Source organism: Halobellus sp. (assembly GCF_042218505.1).
In the GTDB taxonomy this organism is placed as follows: Archaea; Halobacteriota; Halobacteria; order Halobacteriales; family Haloferacaceae; genus Haloquadratum.
Window position 1 is genome coordinate 1 of record NZ_JBDGQZ010000002.1, and the last position, 15,030, is coordinate 15,030.

Sequence of the window (15,030 nt, forward strand, 5' to 3'; positions counted from 1 at the left end):
GGGTTGTAGTGGTAATAGTGGCGGCGGTGGCGGCGACGGAACCACCCAAAGCACCGCAACTGAAACAGGCAGCGGCGGTGGCAGCGGTCCCGTCGAAGTCCTCCACGGATGGACCGGTGGCGACGGTGCCCGCGCAGCCGAGGCACTAACCGCCGCGTTCGAGGAAGCGCACCCCGACGTCGGCCTGGATATGAATCCCATCGGTGGCGGTGGAAACCAGAACCTCGACGCGGTCGTCGCAAACCGACTGCAGAGCAACGATCCGCCGGGGTCCTTCGCCAACTGGCCCGGCCCGAACCTCCTCCGCTACGAGGGCGTCCTCGGTAACCTCGACAACGTCTGGGCGGATAACAACTTCGAGGAGGTGATGGTCGACGAGGCCATCGAACTCCACAAACAGAACGGCAGTTACCGTGCCGTCCCGCTCGGCTCGCACCGCCTGAACTGTCTGTTCTACAACGTCTCGGTCGTCGAGAACGCGGGAATCGACGTCGAGTCGCTGAACAGTCCCTCCGCACTCATCGACGCGTTCGATACGGTCGCCAGCGAGACCGACGCAGTCCCGATGACCCACGCGATGAGCGGGACGTGGACGACGACGCAGCTATGGGCCGCCGTGATGCTCGGCGTCAACGGCTTCCAGTCGTATATGGACTTCGTCGGGGGCAACGGCTCCGAAAGCGACGTTCGCGCGGCGTTCGAGACGACCGCGGAGATGCTGGAGAATTACATCTCTGACGACGCGGCGTCGCTGAACCTGACGGCGTCGAACCAGAACATCATCAAGGGGAACGCGGCGTTCATCCACCAGGGCAACTGGGCAGCGGGCGCCTACCGTAACACCGACGACTTCAGTTACAACGAGGACTGGGGCTTCAAGACCTTCCCCGGGACGGAAGGAATGTACACGCTCCACTTCGACTCGTTCCTCTACCCGTCGAACAACCCGACGCCCGAGGCCTCGAAGACCTGGGAGTCGTTCGTCGGGAGCCCCGAAGCGCAAATCGCGTTCAACCAGTTCAAGGGCTCGATTCCGACACGAACCGACGTGAGTATGGACCAGTTCGGTCCCTTCCTCCAGGAAACCGCAGAAGACTTTGCGAACGCCGAGAACCGGCCGCCGACGCTTCAGCACGGGCTTGCGGTCCCCTCGGAGACGATGACCCAACTCAACGAGGTCATCTCCTCGGAGTTCACCGGCCCCTACAACGTCGACGCAGCAACCCAGGGCTTCCTGGACGCGGTCTCGAACTGACCCTCGCCGTATGCTGGATTTTTATCGTCGGTTGTACCACGCGCTCAGTCGGTCGTCGTGGGACGAGGAGACGGCACGTGCGGATGGCGGCGTCGTGAGCGACGGCTCCGTTACGGACTCGCCAGCGTCGGAATCGGGTCCGCTCGAACGTCTCAGTTCAGCGGCGGATCGTCGGCTCGGAAGCGACTTCATCGAGTCCGCACCGTTCTGGCTTCCGCCGTTCCTGTTGATGTCGCTGTTCGTTTACGGGGCGATCATCTGGAACCTCCTGATCTCGCTGACCGACTACCAGGGCTTCGCCAACGCCCCTGACTACTCGGATCTCGACTTCGAGATGTACGCCCGGGCGCTCGCGGATCCGGGATTCGTCGACGCCGCCGTCAACACCTTCATTCTGCTCATTGCGTTCACCGTGGCAACGCTCGCGGTCGGACTCGTGCTGGCGATCCTCATCGACAGGGGAATCCGGTTCGAGAACTCGTTCCGGACGATCTATCTCCTGCCGATGAGCCTCTCGTTCGTGGTCACCGCGCAGTTCTGGCTGTGGATGTACAACTTCAATAACGGCATCGTTAACCGCGTCATCGGGGTGTTGGGCGTGGGCCCGATCAGTTGGCTGGGCAACCAGGGTATCGTTCTGTGGGCCGTCATCTTTGCGCTGATGTGGCAGTTCTCGGGATACGCGATGGTCGTGTATCTCGCCGGCCTCCGGGCGATCCCGACCGAACACTACGAGGCGGCGAAGGTCGACGGCGCGTCGACGCTCAAAATGTACTGGCGGGTGATCATCCCGCAGTTGAAAGGCGCGACAATCAGCGCTGCAGTCGTCCTGATGGTGTTCGCGATGAAGGCCTTCGACTTCCTCTACTCGCTGGTCGGGGGCTACCGGCCGCCGAACGGCGCGGACATCCTGGCGACGAAGATGGTCCGTGAAGCGTACGCGAACCTCAACTGGGCGTACGGGGCGGCGATTGCCATCGTGCTCTTCGCGATGGCACTCTCGGTCATCGGCCCGTATCTCGTCTACGAATATCGGAGGAACAACCTATGAGCGATCGCAATGCACGAACTGACGGCAGCGGCGCAACGGTGACGGGACGAGTGCGACGGAACGTCGCGACACTGACGCTCGAAGACGTCGGTCTGTACGTCGCGTTGCTCCTGATGGTCGGGTTCTATCTCATCCCCATCGAATCGGGACTCGTCACGTCGATCAAAACCGGGACCGCCATCATCGAGACGGCGCCGTTCGCGCCGCCGGGACCGACGGGGTTCACCCTGCAGAAGTGGCAGACGGCCATCGACGCCCTGGTTCGCGGGATGGGCAACAGCCTGCTGTACGCCGTCCCCGCGACGGTCATCTCCGCGACCGTCGGCAGTCTGACCGCGTACGGGCTGACGATCCCGGACTGGAAGATCTCGTACAAGGCTCCGCTACTCGCGATCATCATCTCGGGCATCTTCATTCCCTATCAGGCCGTGTTGGTGCCGCTGACGCAGTTCTGGTCGCAGTGGGTTCAACTCACCCAGCATCTCTCGTTCGTCTGGGCGCTCGGCGTCCCCGACGACTACGCTGGGATCATCGAACTGGTGATCACGCACGTTGCGTACGGGATCCCGATCTGTACGCTCCTGTTCCGGACGTACTACAAGAACCTGAGCGAGGAGATGATCGAGTCGGCGCGCCTCGACGGGGCCTCGCTCCGTCGGGTCTATCAGCGCATCGTCCTCCCGCTGTCGGGGCCGATGTTCGCGGTCGTTCTCATCTACCAGTTCACACAAATCTGGAACGACCTCCTGTTCACGCTGGTGCTGGTCTCGACGGAATCGAGTCCGGCTGCGCCAGTCGTGTTGATCCTCGCCGGCCTCGGAACGTCGATGGAGGGGCAAGACTTCGCGCTCCGGATGGCGGGCGCGTTCTTCGCGGCGCTGCCCACCCTGGCGGTCTACATCTTCTTCGGCGACGAATTCGCCGAGGGGGTGGCGGCGTGAGCCGTCCCTCGGGGCTCGGCCGCGGCGCAGGCTCTCCCGCGAAAGAGACAGTTGCGTGGCACCTGAACGATCCGACGGTTACAACTCACAGATATGGCAACGCTTGAACTCGATTCGGTGACGAAAATCTTCCAGGACGGCAACGACGAAATCCGCGCCGTCGACGGCGTGTCGGCGTCGATCGACGACGGGGAGTTCATCGTCGTCGTCGGCCCCTCGGGCTGTGGGAAGTCGACGATGCTGCGGATGATCGCGGGACTCGAGACGATCACCTCGGGCACCGTCTCGCTTGCAGACCGCGTCATCAACGACGTGAAATCACAGGACAGGGACATCGCGATGGTGTTCCAGTCCTATGCGCTGTACCCGCATATGACCGTTCGCGAGAATATGTCCTTCGGGCTGGAGGAGTCGACCGACCTCCCGGACGACCAGATTCAACAGATGGTCTCGGAGACGGGAGAGTTGCTCGGGATCTCGACGCTGCTCGACCGGAAGCCGAGCGAACTCTCGGGCGGCCAACAGCAGCGCGTCGCACTCGGCCGTGCCATCGTGCGCGACCCCGAGGTGTTCCTGATGGACGAGCCGCTGTCGAACCTCGACGCGAAACTCCGCGCACAGATGCGGACCGAACTCCAGCGGCTCCAGGACGACCTGGGCGTGACGACGGTCTACGTGACGCACGATCAGACCGAGGCGATGACGATGGGCGACCGCATCGTCATCCTCAACGACGGCAAACTCCAGCAGATCAGCACGCCGCTGGAGTGCTATCACGAGCCGGCGAACCAGTTCGTCGCGGGCTTCCTCGGTGAACCGTCGATGAACTTCTTCGACGTGACGCTGGAGAACGGCGTCCTACGCGGCGATGCGATCGAGTACCCAATCAGTTCCGAGACGGAAGCCGATCTGGGTGCCACGACCGACCTCGTCTTCGGGATCCGTCCCGAGGACATCACGCTCGTCGAGCGCGCGACCGACGCGCACGAGTTCGAGACGGTCGTCGACGTCGTCGAGCCGATGGGCGACGAGAACACCGTCTACCTCCAGTTCGGTGCGACGACGAACGAGGAGGCCGAGACGCTGGTCGCGTCGACGGACGGCTTCACTCGCGTCACCGCGGATGACACGGTCGTCGCACGGATCCCCGAAGAGGCGATCCACCTCTTCGATCGGGCATCGGGCGAGGCGCTTCACAACCGCTCGCTGCAAGCGGACATCGAAACCGTCGAACTCGACTGATCCGCTGGCTTTTCACCGCTCCCAGTACCGGCTTCGCTCGACGCCCTCGGCGACGAGCGCAGCGGCGGCGACGTGCGCGTACGCGAACCAAGCGAGCGCCACGAGCGCCGCGACACTCCGCGTGGCCGTCGTCGCCAGCACGCTCCAGGAGAACACGACGAGGACCGTCGCGCCGACCCACGCGAGGAAGTACGCGCTGGACGCGGTCCCGCGGAACGCCTCGCGCTGCAGACCGGCACGGAGTCCGTCTTCGACGCCCGTGACGGCCGCTGCCGGCAACAGATACGCGCAAACGATGGTGATGATCAGCGCGGTGGTCGCGAGCGCCGCCGTCGTTATGCCCCCGACGACCGCTGGAACAGTCCCACTGCCGGTAACGTAGCCGACGGCGACGATCGTGAGCACGGGTACGAGGAGGTAGCCTATGGAGACGCCGAGTAGCCGAGTTGCGCGTCGTAGCGTCTCTCTCGTCGGCATATCGGGGAACCCATTTCCGGAGAGCACGTCGCTAATAAATCCGAGAAACACGAGAATCGGCGTGATGACGAGCAGGAGGGGCACCAGCGCGGCCCAGTCAGGCCACAGTCGGGCGGCAGCCCGGAGCAACGCCCCCGCGAGCAGGAGGGCTAGCAGGCATTTGGCGGTACCGTCCAGCCGCGACCGGTCCGAAACCGGGTAGCGGAGGGCCTCGAAGAACACCTCACTTCACCTGGCGTCGGCCGGAGACAGGATCTTCGGGCGGCTGTCGGTCGTTCGGGACACATCCCAGTCACTCGGGTCGGCCCGCAAAACGGTGTCGGTACCGCTCGCTATTCCGGGTGATCGTGGGTCCGTAGGCCGCTCACCAGCGCTGGTGGACGTGCTCGCGGACATACTCGTCGTATACCTCTCGAACGGCCGCGTGGCGCTCCGCCGACAACCGGGGCAGATCCGCGGCGGCGACGTTGTCCCGGATGTGCGCCGGACTCGAGGAGCCGGGAATGACCGTGGTCACGGCGTCGTGATCGAGAATCCAGCGGAGTGCGAACTGCGCCAGCGACTGCCCCTCGGGGACGATGGGTTCGATCGCATCGACGGCCTCCAGTCCCCGCTCGAACGGGACGCCGGCGAACGTCTCGCCGACGTCGAAGGCGTCGCCCTCGCGATTGAACTTCCGGTGGTCGTTGTCCGGAAACTCCGTCTCCGGTGAGAGCGCCCCGGTCAGAAGCCCGGACGCCAGCGGCACGCGGACGATGACGCCGACGTTTCTGTTCGCGGCCTCCCGGAAGAACAGGTCCCGCGGGCGCTGGCGGAAGGGGTTGAAGATGATCTGCACCGTCTCGACTCCGGGGTACTCGACGGCCTTCAGCCCCTGTTCGACGCGCTCGACGCTGACGCCGTAGTCGTCGATCCGCCCCTCCTCACGGAGCGTTTCGAGCGCCTCGAACGTCGATGGCTGGTAGTAGACGTTCGTCGGCGGACAGTGTAGTTGGACGAGATCGAGCGATTCCACGTCGAGTCGGTCCCGAGAGTCGTCGACGAACTCCCGGAGGTGGGCTTCGTCGTACCCGTCGGCCGTGTGTGGGTCGAGCATCCGGCCGGCCTTCGTCGCGACGAACGGGTCCTCATCTCGCTCCGCCAGCACTTCTCGGATGAGGCGTTCGCTGCGGCCGCTGCCGTACACGTCGGCCGTGTCGAGGAAGTTGACGCCAGCGTCGAGCGCGGCGTTGATGGAGTCGCGCGCCTCCGCCTCCGCAACGTCGCCCCAGTCGCCGCCCAGTTCCCACGTTCCGAGTCCGACTTCGGTGATGTCGGCGTCCGTCCTACCGAGTGGTCGTGTTTCCATATTCTGATATGGCAATCGGAGTTGCCTAACGTTTCGGAAATCGTCGTCGGCGCTCGATGGTGTCGCGTCGCGCCGTACTCACTCGACGTCGACCGGCTCGCCGCGGCTCGTGCTCTCGTACAGTGCGTCGATGACACGCATATTTGCAACTGCCTCTGCGCCGCCGGTCTGCGGTTTCGCCCCCGACTCGACGCACTCGGCGAACGCCTCGACCTCGGCGCGGTACTGGTCGAGCGGCTCGAACCGCTCGTGACCGTGTCGCCCGTCGATCTCGTACTCCAGCGTCGCCGGTTCGTCGGCGGGCACGTTGAACGCCGGATCCAGCTCGACCCATCCGTTCTCGGCCTCGACGCGGCACCGCTGGACCTCCGGCGCGTCGAACGCGCCGTCGACGTGTGCCATCCGTCCGTCCTCGTACTCCAAGATCCCCATCAGCGTGGTGTCGACGCCGGCGTCGCGGGAGTCGTGCTCGTAGGCGTAGACGCGGTCCGGTTCACCGAGGAACAGCCGCGCCGCCGAGACCGAATAGCACCCGACATCCATCAGCGCGCCGCCGGCGAGATTAGGATCGAGGCGGACGTCGTCAGGGTCCTCCATCAGGGGGAATTTGAACGAGGCGTTCACCGAGTGGATCCCGTCCAGTTCCTCGCGAACCAGCTCGACGGCTCGCTCGATCCGCGGGTGATATCGGTACATAAACGCCTCCATCAGGGTCACGCCCGCGTCTCGACAGTGCTGTACCACCGACTCCGCCTCCGCCGCGTCGGCCGCGAGCGGCTTCTCACAGAGCACGTCGAGTCCCTCGTCGGCTGCGCGCTTCGTCCACTCGGCGTGGAGCCCGTTCGGCAGGGGATTGTAGACCGCGTCGATCTCATCGTCGCCCAGCAGTTCCTCGTAAGAGCCGTACGATCGCGGGATCCCGAACTCCGCTGCCACCTCGGTGGCCCGCGACTCGTCTCTGGAGGCGATGGCTCCGACCGAGTGCTCGGACTGCTGAACCGCCGGGAGGAGTGCCTTCCGCGCGATATCTGCGGTTCCGATGATACCGAAGCGCATACCTGTCGGTCTCGAGCCATCGAAATAAACCCCGCGTGAACGACCGGTATCGCCGCCGATCTCCGCGAAGTGGTGGTACTGGCCGCCGCCGACGCTGCGTTCCGGTCGTCCGAACACGCCCGGCCCCGACGTTTTCTTTCGATGGTTTTCGCGTGAACTTATATACGAAGACGAAAGATCCGGCGTATGCATTGCAGACATCCCACCGCGGTGGGGGAATGACTCCGGCAGACAGATCGGTGCCCGCAGGCACCGACACACCGGCAGTGCCGGCCCCCGAACCGCCGGACAGCCGTGCGGCGTGGTACGCGCGCGACGTCCGGTCGCAGTACGAGGTCGCTCCGGGTGTCGTCACGACGATCCGCGACGCCCCCGGCGGCGTCGGTTTCGCGTACCACCTGCGAGAACCGTCGCTACGCGCGGAGTCAGCACGCGCGCTCGACGAGATCCGCGAGTACTTCTCGGGCGTGGAGGTCCGCCGGCCGCTCACCAGACAGGGGACTGCAGAGCGCGCGGCAGCGGGCTTGCCGCCGAAATACCGACGGGTACTTGATCGACTACTCGACGTGTCGCCGTCCGCACGCCGGCGGATCGACTACTATGCGATCTGCGAACTCCGGCTGCTCGGGGCGCTCACGCCGATCGCGCTCGACGACCGCGTTGACGTCGTGGACCTCGACGGCGAGACGGACGGCGCGCTGGTCGTCCACACCGAGAACTACGCGCCCGCCGCGACCGAGTTCCGCGCGGACGCGCCTTTCGCCAGCCGCGTCGCCGGCGAACGACTCCGCCGCTACACCGTTTCCTTCGCCGGCTTCGATGTCGAGGTCGTGGTCCACCGCGACCGACTTCTCGGCGACGACCGCTTCGAGGCCAAGTACGCCGTCCTCGAACCGGACCTGTTACCGGGCGATGAGGCATTGGTCGCCGAGTGCAAAGAGCGCATCTGGGAAGCCAACGTCGAGGAAGTGGTCGAGGACCGTACGGCGTTCATCCGCGATCGCGCCCGGCAGTTTCTCTCTCGACGACTTACGGCTCGCAACACCCGCGCGTGGCTCGCGGCGACGCGCTACCGCGCCCGGAGCGCGCTCGCCGCATACGGCCTCTGCGTGCCCCCCGTCGATCGGCGCTACGCCCAGGACCGCCTCGACGACCTAATCTACTACGTGCTACGCGATTACGTCGGCGAGGGCGTTCTCACCGTCCCGATCCGCGACCCGCACCTGGAGGACGTCGAGGCAAACCGCGTCGGGGAGCGGGTGAAGGTCGTTCCACGCGCGGACGTCGTCCGCGCCGGCGAGCGCGTGCCGACCAACCTCTCGTTCACCGACGAGAACAGTTTCGTCAACGTAGTCACCCAGTTGGCCGCCGCCGACGGGGTCGAACTCAGCGCGAGCCAACCCTCCGCGAAGGTGAACCTCCGCCCCGCCGGCGTCGCGCCCGACACTACGGGGCACGGCGAGACGATTCGTTGTGCCGTTGCGCTCCCGGTTATCTCCGAGGACGGGCCTCACGTCTCGATCCGCAAGCAGGCAGCGTCGCCGCTGACGCCGATCGAACTCGTCGGCTTCGGTTCGATCCCGACCGAACTGGTGACGCTGCTGTGGCTCTGTTACGAACACCACCGGGTCGTGCTCTTTTCGGGACCGACTGGCGCGGGCAAGACCACGCTGATGAACGCCCATATGCCGTTCATCCCCTACGACCACCGTCCGATCAGCATCGACGAGGGGTCCCGCGAGGTGTATCTCCCGCACGAGACCGGCGTCTCGCTGACTACGCGCGACCACGAGAACGCGTACAAACGCGTCTCGATGGCCGACCTGATGACTGAAGCCAACTATCTCAATCCCGACGTCGAGGTGATCGCTGAAGTCAACACGCCGGAATCGTTCGAGACGTTCGCGGAGGTGCTGAACACGGGGCACGGCGTGGTCGGCACCACCCACGCCGAAGACATCGAGACGCTCGTAAACCGGGTGATCGAGCAGGGGCTGCCGGGCTATCTGCTCCGCGAACTCGACGTCGTCGTCTTCCCCAGACGGGTCGACGGCGAGCGCTACGTCGGCTCGGTGGTCGAACTGCTCTCCGCCGACGCGGCCGAATCGCTGCCGGCGTCAGCGCGGACCGGCGTCGTCGAGAAAGAGGGAACGACACTACATTACAACACGCTGCTGTGGCGCGAGACCGACGGCACGTTCGGGATGGCGTACGATCATCCCACACTCGGCGGCGACGACGCCGCGACCGCCGGGGAGACGCACCGCCGCGCGCTCAGGCTCTTTCACCGACTCGCCGCCGCGACCGACCGCGACGTCGCGGACGTCGAACGCGAGTTTCGGCGCAAGCAGGAGTACGTCGAGTATCTCCGGCGGGAGAGCGTGACAGACGTGGACCGTCTGTTCGGCTTCCTGTCCGACCTGCGGACCGACGAAGCGGCGACCGTCGAACGCGTGCGGCGACAGCGCGCGCACGAGTCTGCGGACGTGAGCGAATCCGGGGCCAACGGCGACGCCGACCACGCTCGCGAAGCGGACCCCGACGGTGATCGTCCGAGCGAGGCTGGGCCGTGACTGGACCGACCGCCGACGCCCGATCCGACGGGGGTAGTGCGAACGACGACACCCGCCTGCGTGGCGCGACCACCGCGAGCGACGACCGTCGCCGCGTGCTGGGCGTTGCGACCGACTCGTCACTCGGTGCGTTCGACCGCGCGGCCTACGCGCTCTTCGCCGGGCGGGCCGACACGCGCCGTCACGAGCGCGACCGACGCGCGTATCGCGGGACCAATCTGCCAGTCGCCTTCGACGTCTATCTCGCCCGCGTCTACGCCCTCTCGTGGTTCGTCGGGATCGGACTCGCCGCGGTTGTGATCGTGTCAGTCCTCGCGCTCCCCCCGACTGTGATCGAGTCAGCCGGAACGGCGCTGCTCACCCGCCTTGGCCGCATTGGCGACGGCGGCCTGGCGACCACGCTCCCCGGCGGGATCCGGGCCACGAGTCGGACGCCAGTGGTGCTTGCGGCCGTCGCTGGACTCGCTACTGCCGGGAGCGTCCATCTCGGCACCGTCTACGGCGGCGGCCGATACCTCCGGTGGCTCGCGGCCGCCCGTCGCGCCGACATCACGCGGACGCTCCCCAGCGCGGTTCGGTATCTGAACGTCCTCGCCTCGGGAAGCGACGGTCGACGAGCGATGCTCGGACGCGTCGCCGGCACCGACGCGTACGGCGAGACGGCCGTTGCACTCCGGAAGGCCCTCAACACCGCGGCGATGACGGGGAACGTCGACGAGGGACTCCGACGAGTCGCCCGCGACACCCCGGCGCAGGACACGCTCGCACCGTTCCTGCTGAAATTTCGTGAGCACGCCGATCAGGGGCCCGACGCACTCGCGGAGTACTTGGCGATGGAGAGTCGGATGCTTCGCCACCAGCAGGACCGGGACCGCAGTCAGGCCCAAGGCTTTCTGGAACTCCTCGCCGAACTGTTCGTCGTCCTCCTCGTCCTTCCGGCGCTCCTGGTCATCGTGCTCACCGTGATGAGCATCGTTTCGCCGACTCTCTCGGCGACCGTCGAGACGCCGCTCGGAGCGGTCTCGCTTCGGGCCCTGGCGGTCTACGGGAGCGCCGCGTTCGTGTTACTCGTCGGCGCCGGAACCGCCGTGCTCGTCACGCGGCTGAGGCCACCTGACCAGAGCGTCGACTATCCACAGCCAGCGGGGGCGATCGAGGCGCTTCGCTCGGCGACGACGAATCCAGCGAGTGCGACTGTCGCCTTCGCACCGATCGGGATCGCGGCGTGCGTCGCCTCGCTGTTGCTTGGTGTCGGAGTCGTCGTCTCCCTTCTGGTCGGCTACGTCGGCTTCGCCATCCCGGTCGGACTCGTCGCGGTCCGGCGCTCACGCCTCGACGACGGGAAGGACCACGAACTCAAAGACTTCGTCCACGCCGTCTCGGGGCACGTCGCCCTCGGCCGTCCGTTCTCGGAGGCGGTCGAACACGTCGCCCGCGACGTCGACCTCGGACCGCTCGACGGGGACGTCGCCGACCTCGCGATGAACCTCCGGCTCACGACGCCGCTCGACGACGCAGAGACGGATCTGCGAACCGCCGCGCTCGATCGGTTCGTCGCCCGGGTCGGCACGCCGATGGCCGAGCAGACGGTCGGCCTGGTGATCGGCGCACTCGACGCCGGCAGCGACACGGGCGTCGTCTTCGAGACGCTCCAGGGCGAGGTCGGCCGGCTCTATCACGAGAAGCGTGCCCTCCGCGCCGCAATGCTCGTGTACGTGGCCGTCGGCTGGACGACAGCGCTCCTGATCGTGGGGATCAGCGTTGCCACGGGCCTCACCGTCTTCACCGGCTTCGATCGGCTGTCGACGATGTCGTCGCTCTCCGGTCTCGCAGTGGATCCCGCCGCGGTCGACCTCGCGCGAGACCAGTTCCGCCTCTACGTGACCACGCAGGCGACGATGATCGGCGCGGGATGGTTCGCCGGCGTCGCCAGTCGAGGCCGGTACGAAGCGCTGCTGCACTCGGGCTGTCTGGTCGCGCTCTGCCACGTCGTCTTCACCGGGACGGGGCTGATATGACGGGAGCGTCGGGCGCGGGGGCCGCCTCCGGTGAGCGCGCACAGACCGCCGTCGTCGGCGTCGCGATCCTGCTTGGACTCACCGTCGTCGCAATCGGCGGGTTGACCGCGACGACCGGGTCGATCGTCGAGGACGGCGCAGCCAGCGCGGCGGCGACTCGCGTAGCCAGCGACCTCGAGACCGCACTCGGACCGAGTCCGGGGCCGCGAGCGACGACCGTGGCGCTGGCCGCGGGATCCGTCCGCGTCGTCAACCGATCAGTGTGGGTGCTCGACGCGGACGGCGTCGTCTGGGCGGGACACGCGGGTGCGATCGTCTACGACGACGATGGCCACCGCGTCACGGGCTTCGCCGGCGCCGTCGTCCGGAGCGACGACCGTGGAGACCGCGTCGTCGCGCCGAGTCGGATCGCCCCGGCGAACGGGACGCTCTACCTCGGCGTTCCAGTGCTGAACGCCAGCGGCGCTGACGGCGTCGCGACCGGTGGACACCGACTCAGCGTGACGCTTCGCACGGACGCCCGGACCGAGCGGATCGACCTCCCGCGCTCGACCTACCGCGTCGCCGTCGAGACTGCGACGCCGGCGGCGTGGGAACGTCATCTACGTGAGCGCGGCGCGACGGCGACGACTCGCCGTGATATCGACGGCGACGGCGTCACTGCCGTCGTCGCAGCGTTCCCGAGTCAGCGGACGGCGCACCTGGTCGTTCGGGACGTCCGTCTCGCTGTTGAGGTGGGACAGTGAACCCGTCCGCTCGGGTCCGGCGGGTGCTCGGCGGCGCGTCCGACGCCGATCGGGGCCTCTCTCCGGTCGTGGGGAAAACGCTCGAACTCGGAATCGGCGTCCTGTTCGTTGCACTTCTCACAGCGACGTTCTTCGGCGGCCTCGTCCCGGAGTACCGTTCGACCGTCGGCGCAGAACTTGGCGACCGGGCGCTCGTCGCCGCCGGAGACCGACTGGAGACGACGGTTCCCAGCGAGCGCTTCGGTCGCGTCGACCGCCGCGTCCGTGTCCGTTTCCCGCGGACGATTCGGGGCGACACGTATCGGATCGTCGCGGCACGTGACTCGGGTGATCCGGTGCTCCGACTTGTCCACCCGCATCCGTCGATCGGTGGTCGGCTCCGACTTACAATCCCGCACAGGGCGTCGATCAGTGGCTCGTGGACGAGTTCGTCGCCCTCGCGAGTAATCATATCCGTGACTGACGAGTCGTTGACAATACGCCTCCTCGATGGCGGCGCTGACGTCGGGACCGACGCCTCTGCTTCCGTTTCAGCACGGAATCGCTCCGAGTGGTCACCGTGACTGGCCCCCGGGCGGTGGTTGCTGCGGACCGCGCGCAGGCCAACCTGATCGGCTTCGCCGTGGCAGCGATTGTCGTGACTACGGTCGCCGTCGGTGGGGTGGCAATCGCGAACGACGCCGTCGCCGACGCCGACCGGCGCCCGTTCGCAACGCACGCGGCCGAACGGTTGTCGGCTCACCTCGTCGCCGGAGACGCCCCGCACACGCGCGGCCCCAGCGTCCTCCGGGCGAGGGCTACGGCGAACCTGACGCCCGCCGCGCTCGACGCGGCGGTCCCGTCGCTCCGGAACCGATCCTTCCGGGTCGCTCTCGGAACCGAGACGCTCGCCGCACGCGGGCGACTGTCTGACCCCGTCGCCAGTCGGCCCGCGGACAGGCGGACCGCCCGCATCAGTAGACGGGTCCGAACCGAACGGGCCGTCCACCGAACGAACCGGATCGACCTCGCCGACCGGCACGAAACCGTGCTCGCGGATCACACCGGTCAGATGACGGTGACAGTCGACTCCGCGCACGGACAGTCGGTGGTGACGCTCCGGGCGGGCGGCCGGACCGTTCTCCACGACCCAGGCGGACTGGACGGCCGGTACGTCACGTCGGTCCCGCAGACGCGCCCGCTCGACATCGCGTTCACCACCCGTGGACGGCCCGTCACCGACGGGGCGACCGCGACGGTCACGTGGACGGAACCGACCGCGCGGACCGAGTCGCTGGTGGTGGTCGTCGGTGACTGAGCGATCCGATCGCGGGCAACTCGCCACGTCGCTCGTCGAGGCGACGGTGGGCGCACTCCTGCTTCTCTCGGTCGTGGCCGGATTCATCTGGATCCCCGCCGGGGACGTTCCCGACGGGACACTGGATCGGCACGCGGCGGATGCGCTCGCCGTACTCGACGCGGAGCCACCGGCGGGGACCGGTCGCAGTCGGCTGTCCGCAGCGTGTCGGTCTCCGGCCGCGTTCGCGACAGAGCAGTCTGAACTCGCCACTCGCCTCGATGCGGCGCTCCCCGCTGCGGCGTTCGGGCGACTGGAGACCCCGCACGGAACCGTCGGTCCCGCGCCGCCGACAGACGTGGCCGTTGGACGTGCGACGCGCTCGACGGGTCGATGCCTCGCCTCGCTCCGGGTGTGGGTTCCGTGATCTTGCGGCCGGACGATCGCGGGCAGGTCGTCCTTGTCGCTGCCGCAGTCGTCGCCGTCGCGCTCCTCGCAATGACGGCCGCGTTCGCTCAATTCGGCTACGACGCCGACCGTCGGGCCGCGGCCGAGGGTGACGTCGCATCGCTGTCGGCGGTCGACCGGAGCCTGACCGTCTCCTTCCGCGCTGCCACGCTCGATGCGACTGCGGGAGACCACACCGTCGCGTGGCGGGACCGACGCGCAGTGGGAACGCGGATCCGCGCGTCGATGCTCGCCGACATCGACCGACTCGAACGCTCCCACGCTGAGCGTGGCCGGTCACTTTCTGCCACGTTCGCTGCAGCGGAAGCGACTCGCTGGGCGCAGACGCGCTGCCCCTCGGGCCGCGGTCGAACCTTCGGCGCGTGCCGCGCCATCGACGGTGTTGTCGTCCAAGAGCGGGCCGGTCGAACGACGCCTGTCGCCGCGGTCGTTCGCGTTCGGATCGTCTCGCCGACCGAGTCCTCGACGGCTGTTTTCGTCGTGCGTGCTGTTTCCTGATCTCTTCCATTACCTGACACACTGCGTACGGTCAGAAAAAGTCAAATTAAGAACAATATCTACGTCGAATCGGAGACGTGC

Annotated in this window: 14 protein-coding genes; 11 read left to right on the forward strand and 3 right to left on the reverse strand. The window is 67.0% G+C overall.

What is annotated here, in order from left to right:
• The 4 genes from ABEI27_RS00120 to ABEI27_RS00135 form a co-directional block, all read left to right on the forward strand.
• The coding region (locus tag ABEI27_RS00120) for an ABC transporter substrate-binding protein (RefSeq protein ID WP_375797385.1) at positions 1-1,255 on the forward strand (1,255 nt) is incomplete at its 5' end.
• A gap of 10 nt (positions 1,256-1,265) precedes the next feature.
• Positions 1,266-2,306 carry a carbohydrate ABC transporter permease gene (locus tag ABEI27_RS00125; RefSeq protein ID WP_375797386.1) on the forward strand — a complete coding sequence of 347 codons (1,041 nt, stop codon included), beginning with the start codon at positions 1,266-1,268 and terminating at the stop codon, positions 2,304-2,306.
• Positions 2,303-3,247 carry a carbohydrate ABC transporter permease gene (locus tag ABEI27_RS00130; RefSeq protein ID WP_375797387.1) on the forward strand — a complete coding sequence of 315 codons (945 nt, stop codon included), beginning with the start codon at positions 2,303-2,305 and terminating at the stop codon, positions 3,245-3,247. Before ABEI27_RS00125 ends, ABEI27_RS00130 begins: the two co-directional genes overlap by 4 nt.
• 93 nt (positions 3,248-3,340) lie before the next feature.
• The gene (locus ABEI27_RS00135; protein ID WP_375797388.1) at positions 3,341-4,489 is read left to right on the forward strand and encodes an ABC transporter ATP-binding protein; all 1,149 of its coding nucleotides are present in this window, start codon (positions 3,341-3,343) and stop codon (positions 4,487-4,489) included.
• Positions 4,490-4,501: 12 nt separating this feature from the next.
• On the opposite strand, the gene ABEI27_RS00140 is transcribed toward ABEI27_RS00135, so the two are convergent.
• From ABEI27_RS00140 to ABEI27_RS00150, 3 genes are all read right to left on the reverse strand, one after another.
• Positions 4,502-5,188: a DUF4013 domain-containing protein gene (locus tag ABEI27_RS00140; RefSeq protein WP_375797389.1), complete on the reverse strand. Its 687-nt coding sequence runs from the start codon at positions 5,186-5,188 to the stop codon at positions 4,502-4,504.
• Between the two features lie 142 nt (positions 5,189-5,330).
• A complete protein-coding gene (locus ABEI27_RS00145; protein WP_375797390.1) occupies positions 5,331-6,314 on the reverse strand; it encodes an aldo/keto reductase in 984 nt (327 codons plus the stop codon).
• 78 nt (positions 6,315-6,392) lie between these two features.
• Complete coding sequence (locus ABEI27_RS00150; RefSeq protein ID WP_375797391.1) at positions 6,393-7,370, reverse strand: Gfo/Idh/MocA family protein; 978 nt, start codon at positions 7,368-7,370, stop codon at positions 6,393-6,395.
• A gap of 218 nt (positions 7,371-7,588) precedes the next feature.
• Here ABEI27_RS00150 and ABEI27_RS00155 point away from each other — a divergent pair, with 218 nt between their 5' ends.
• The 7 genes from ABEI27_RS00155 to ABEI27_RS00185 all read left to right on the forward strand — a co-directional run bounded on the left by ABEI27_RS00155 (position 7,589) and on the right by ABEI27_RS00185 (position 14,949).
• Positions 7,589-9,943 (forward strand): type II/IV secretion system ATPase subunit, encoded by a 2,355-nt coding sequence (locus ABEI27_RS00155; protein ID WP_375797392.1) that lies wholly within the window; start codon positions 7,589-7,591, stop codon positions 9,941-9,943.
• Between the two features lie 98 nt (positions 9,944-10,041).
• Entirely contained in the window at positions 10,042-11,961 is a 1,920-nt protein-coding gene (locus ABEI27_RS00160) for a type II secretion system F family protein (RefSeq protein ID WP_375797456.1), read from the forward strand.
• The gene (locus ABEI27_RS00165; RefSeq protein WP_375797393.1) at positions 11,958-12,707 is read left to right on the forward strand and encodes a flagellin-like protein; all 750 of its coding nucleotides are present in this window, start codon (positions 11,958-11,960) and stop codon (positions 12,705-12,707) included. Before ABEI27_RS00160 ends, ABEI27_RS00165 begins: the two co-directional genes overlap by 4 nt.
• On the forward strand, positions 12,704-13,270 hold the full coding sequence (locus tag ABEI27_RS00170; RefSeq protein ID WP_375797394.1) for a hypothetical protein: 567 nt from the start codon (positions 12,704-12,706) through the stop codon (positions 13,268-13,270). The genes ABEI27_RS00165 and ABEI27_RS00170 overlap by 4 nt, the downstream gene beginning before the upstream one ends.
• A complete protein-coding gene (locus ABEI27_RS00175; RefSeq protein ID WP_375797395.1) occupies positions 13,267-14,004 on the forward strand; it encodes a hypothetical protein in 738 nt (245 codons plus the stop codon). Before ABEI27_RS00170 ends, ABEI27_RS00175 begins: the two co-directional genes overlap by 4 nt.
• On the forward strand, positions 13,997-14,410 hold the full coding sequence (locus ABEI27_RS00180; protein WP_375797396.1) for a hypothetical protein: 414 nt from the start codon (positions 13,997-13,999) through the stop codon (positions 14,408-14,410). The genes ABEI27_RS00175 and ABEI27_RS00180 overlap by 8 nt, the downstream gene beginning before the upstream one ends.
• Complete coding sequence (locus tag ABEI27_RS00185; RefSeq protein WP_375797397.1) at positions 14,407-14,949, forward strand: hypothetical protein; 543 nt, start codon at positions 14,407-14,409, stop codon at positions 14,947-14,949. Before ABEI27_RS00180 ends, ABEI27_RS00185 begins: the two co-directional genes overlap by 4 nt.
• Positions 14,950-15,030: the final 81 nt, after the last annotated feature.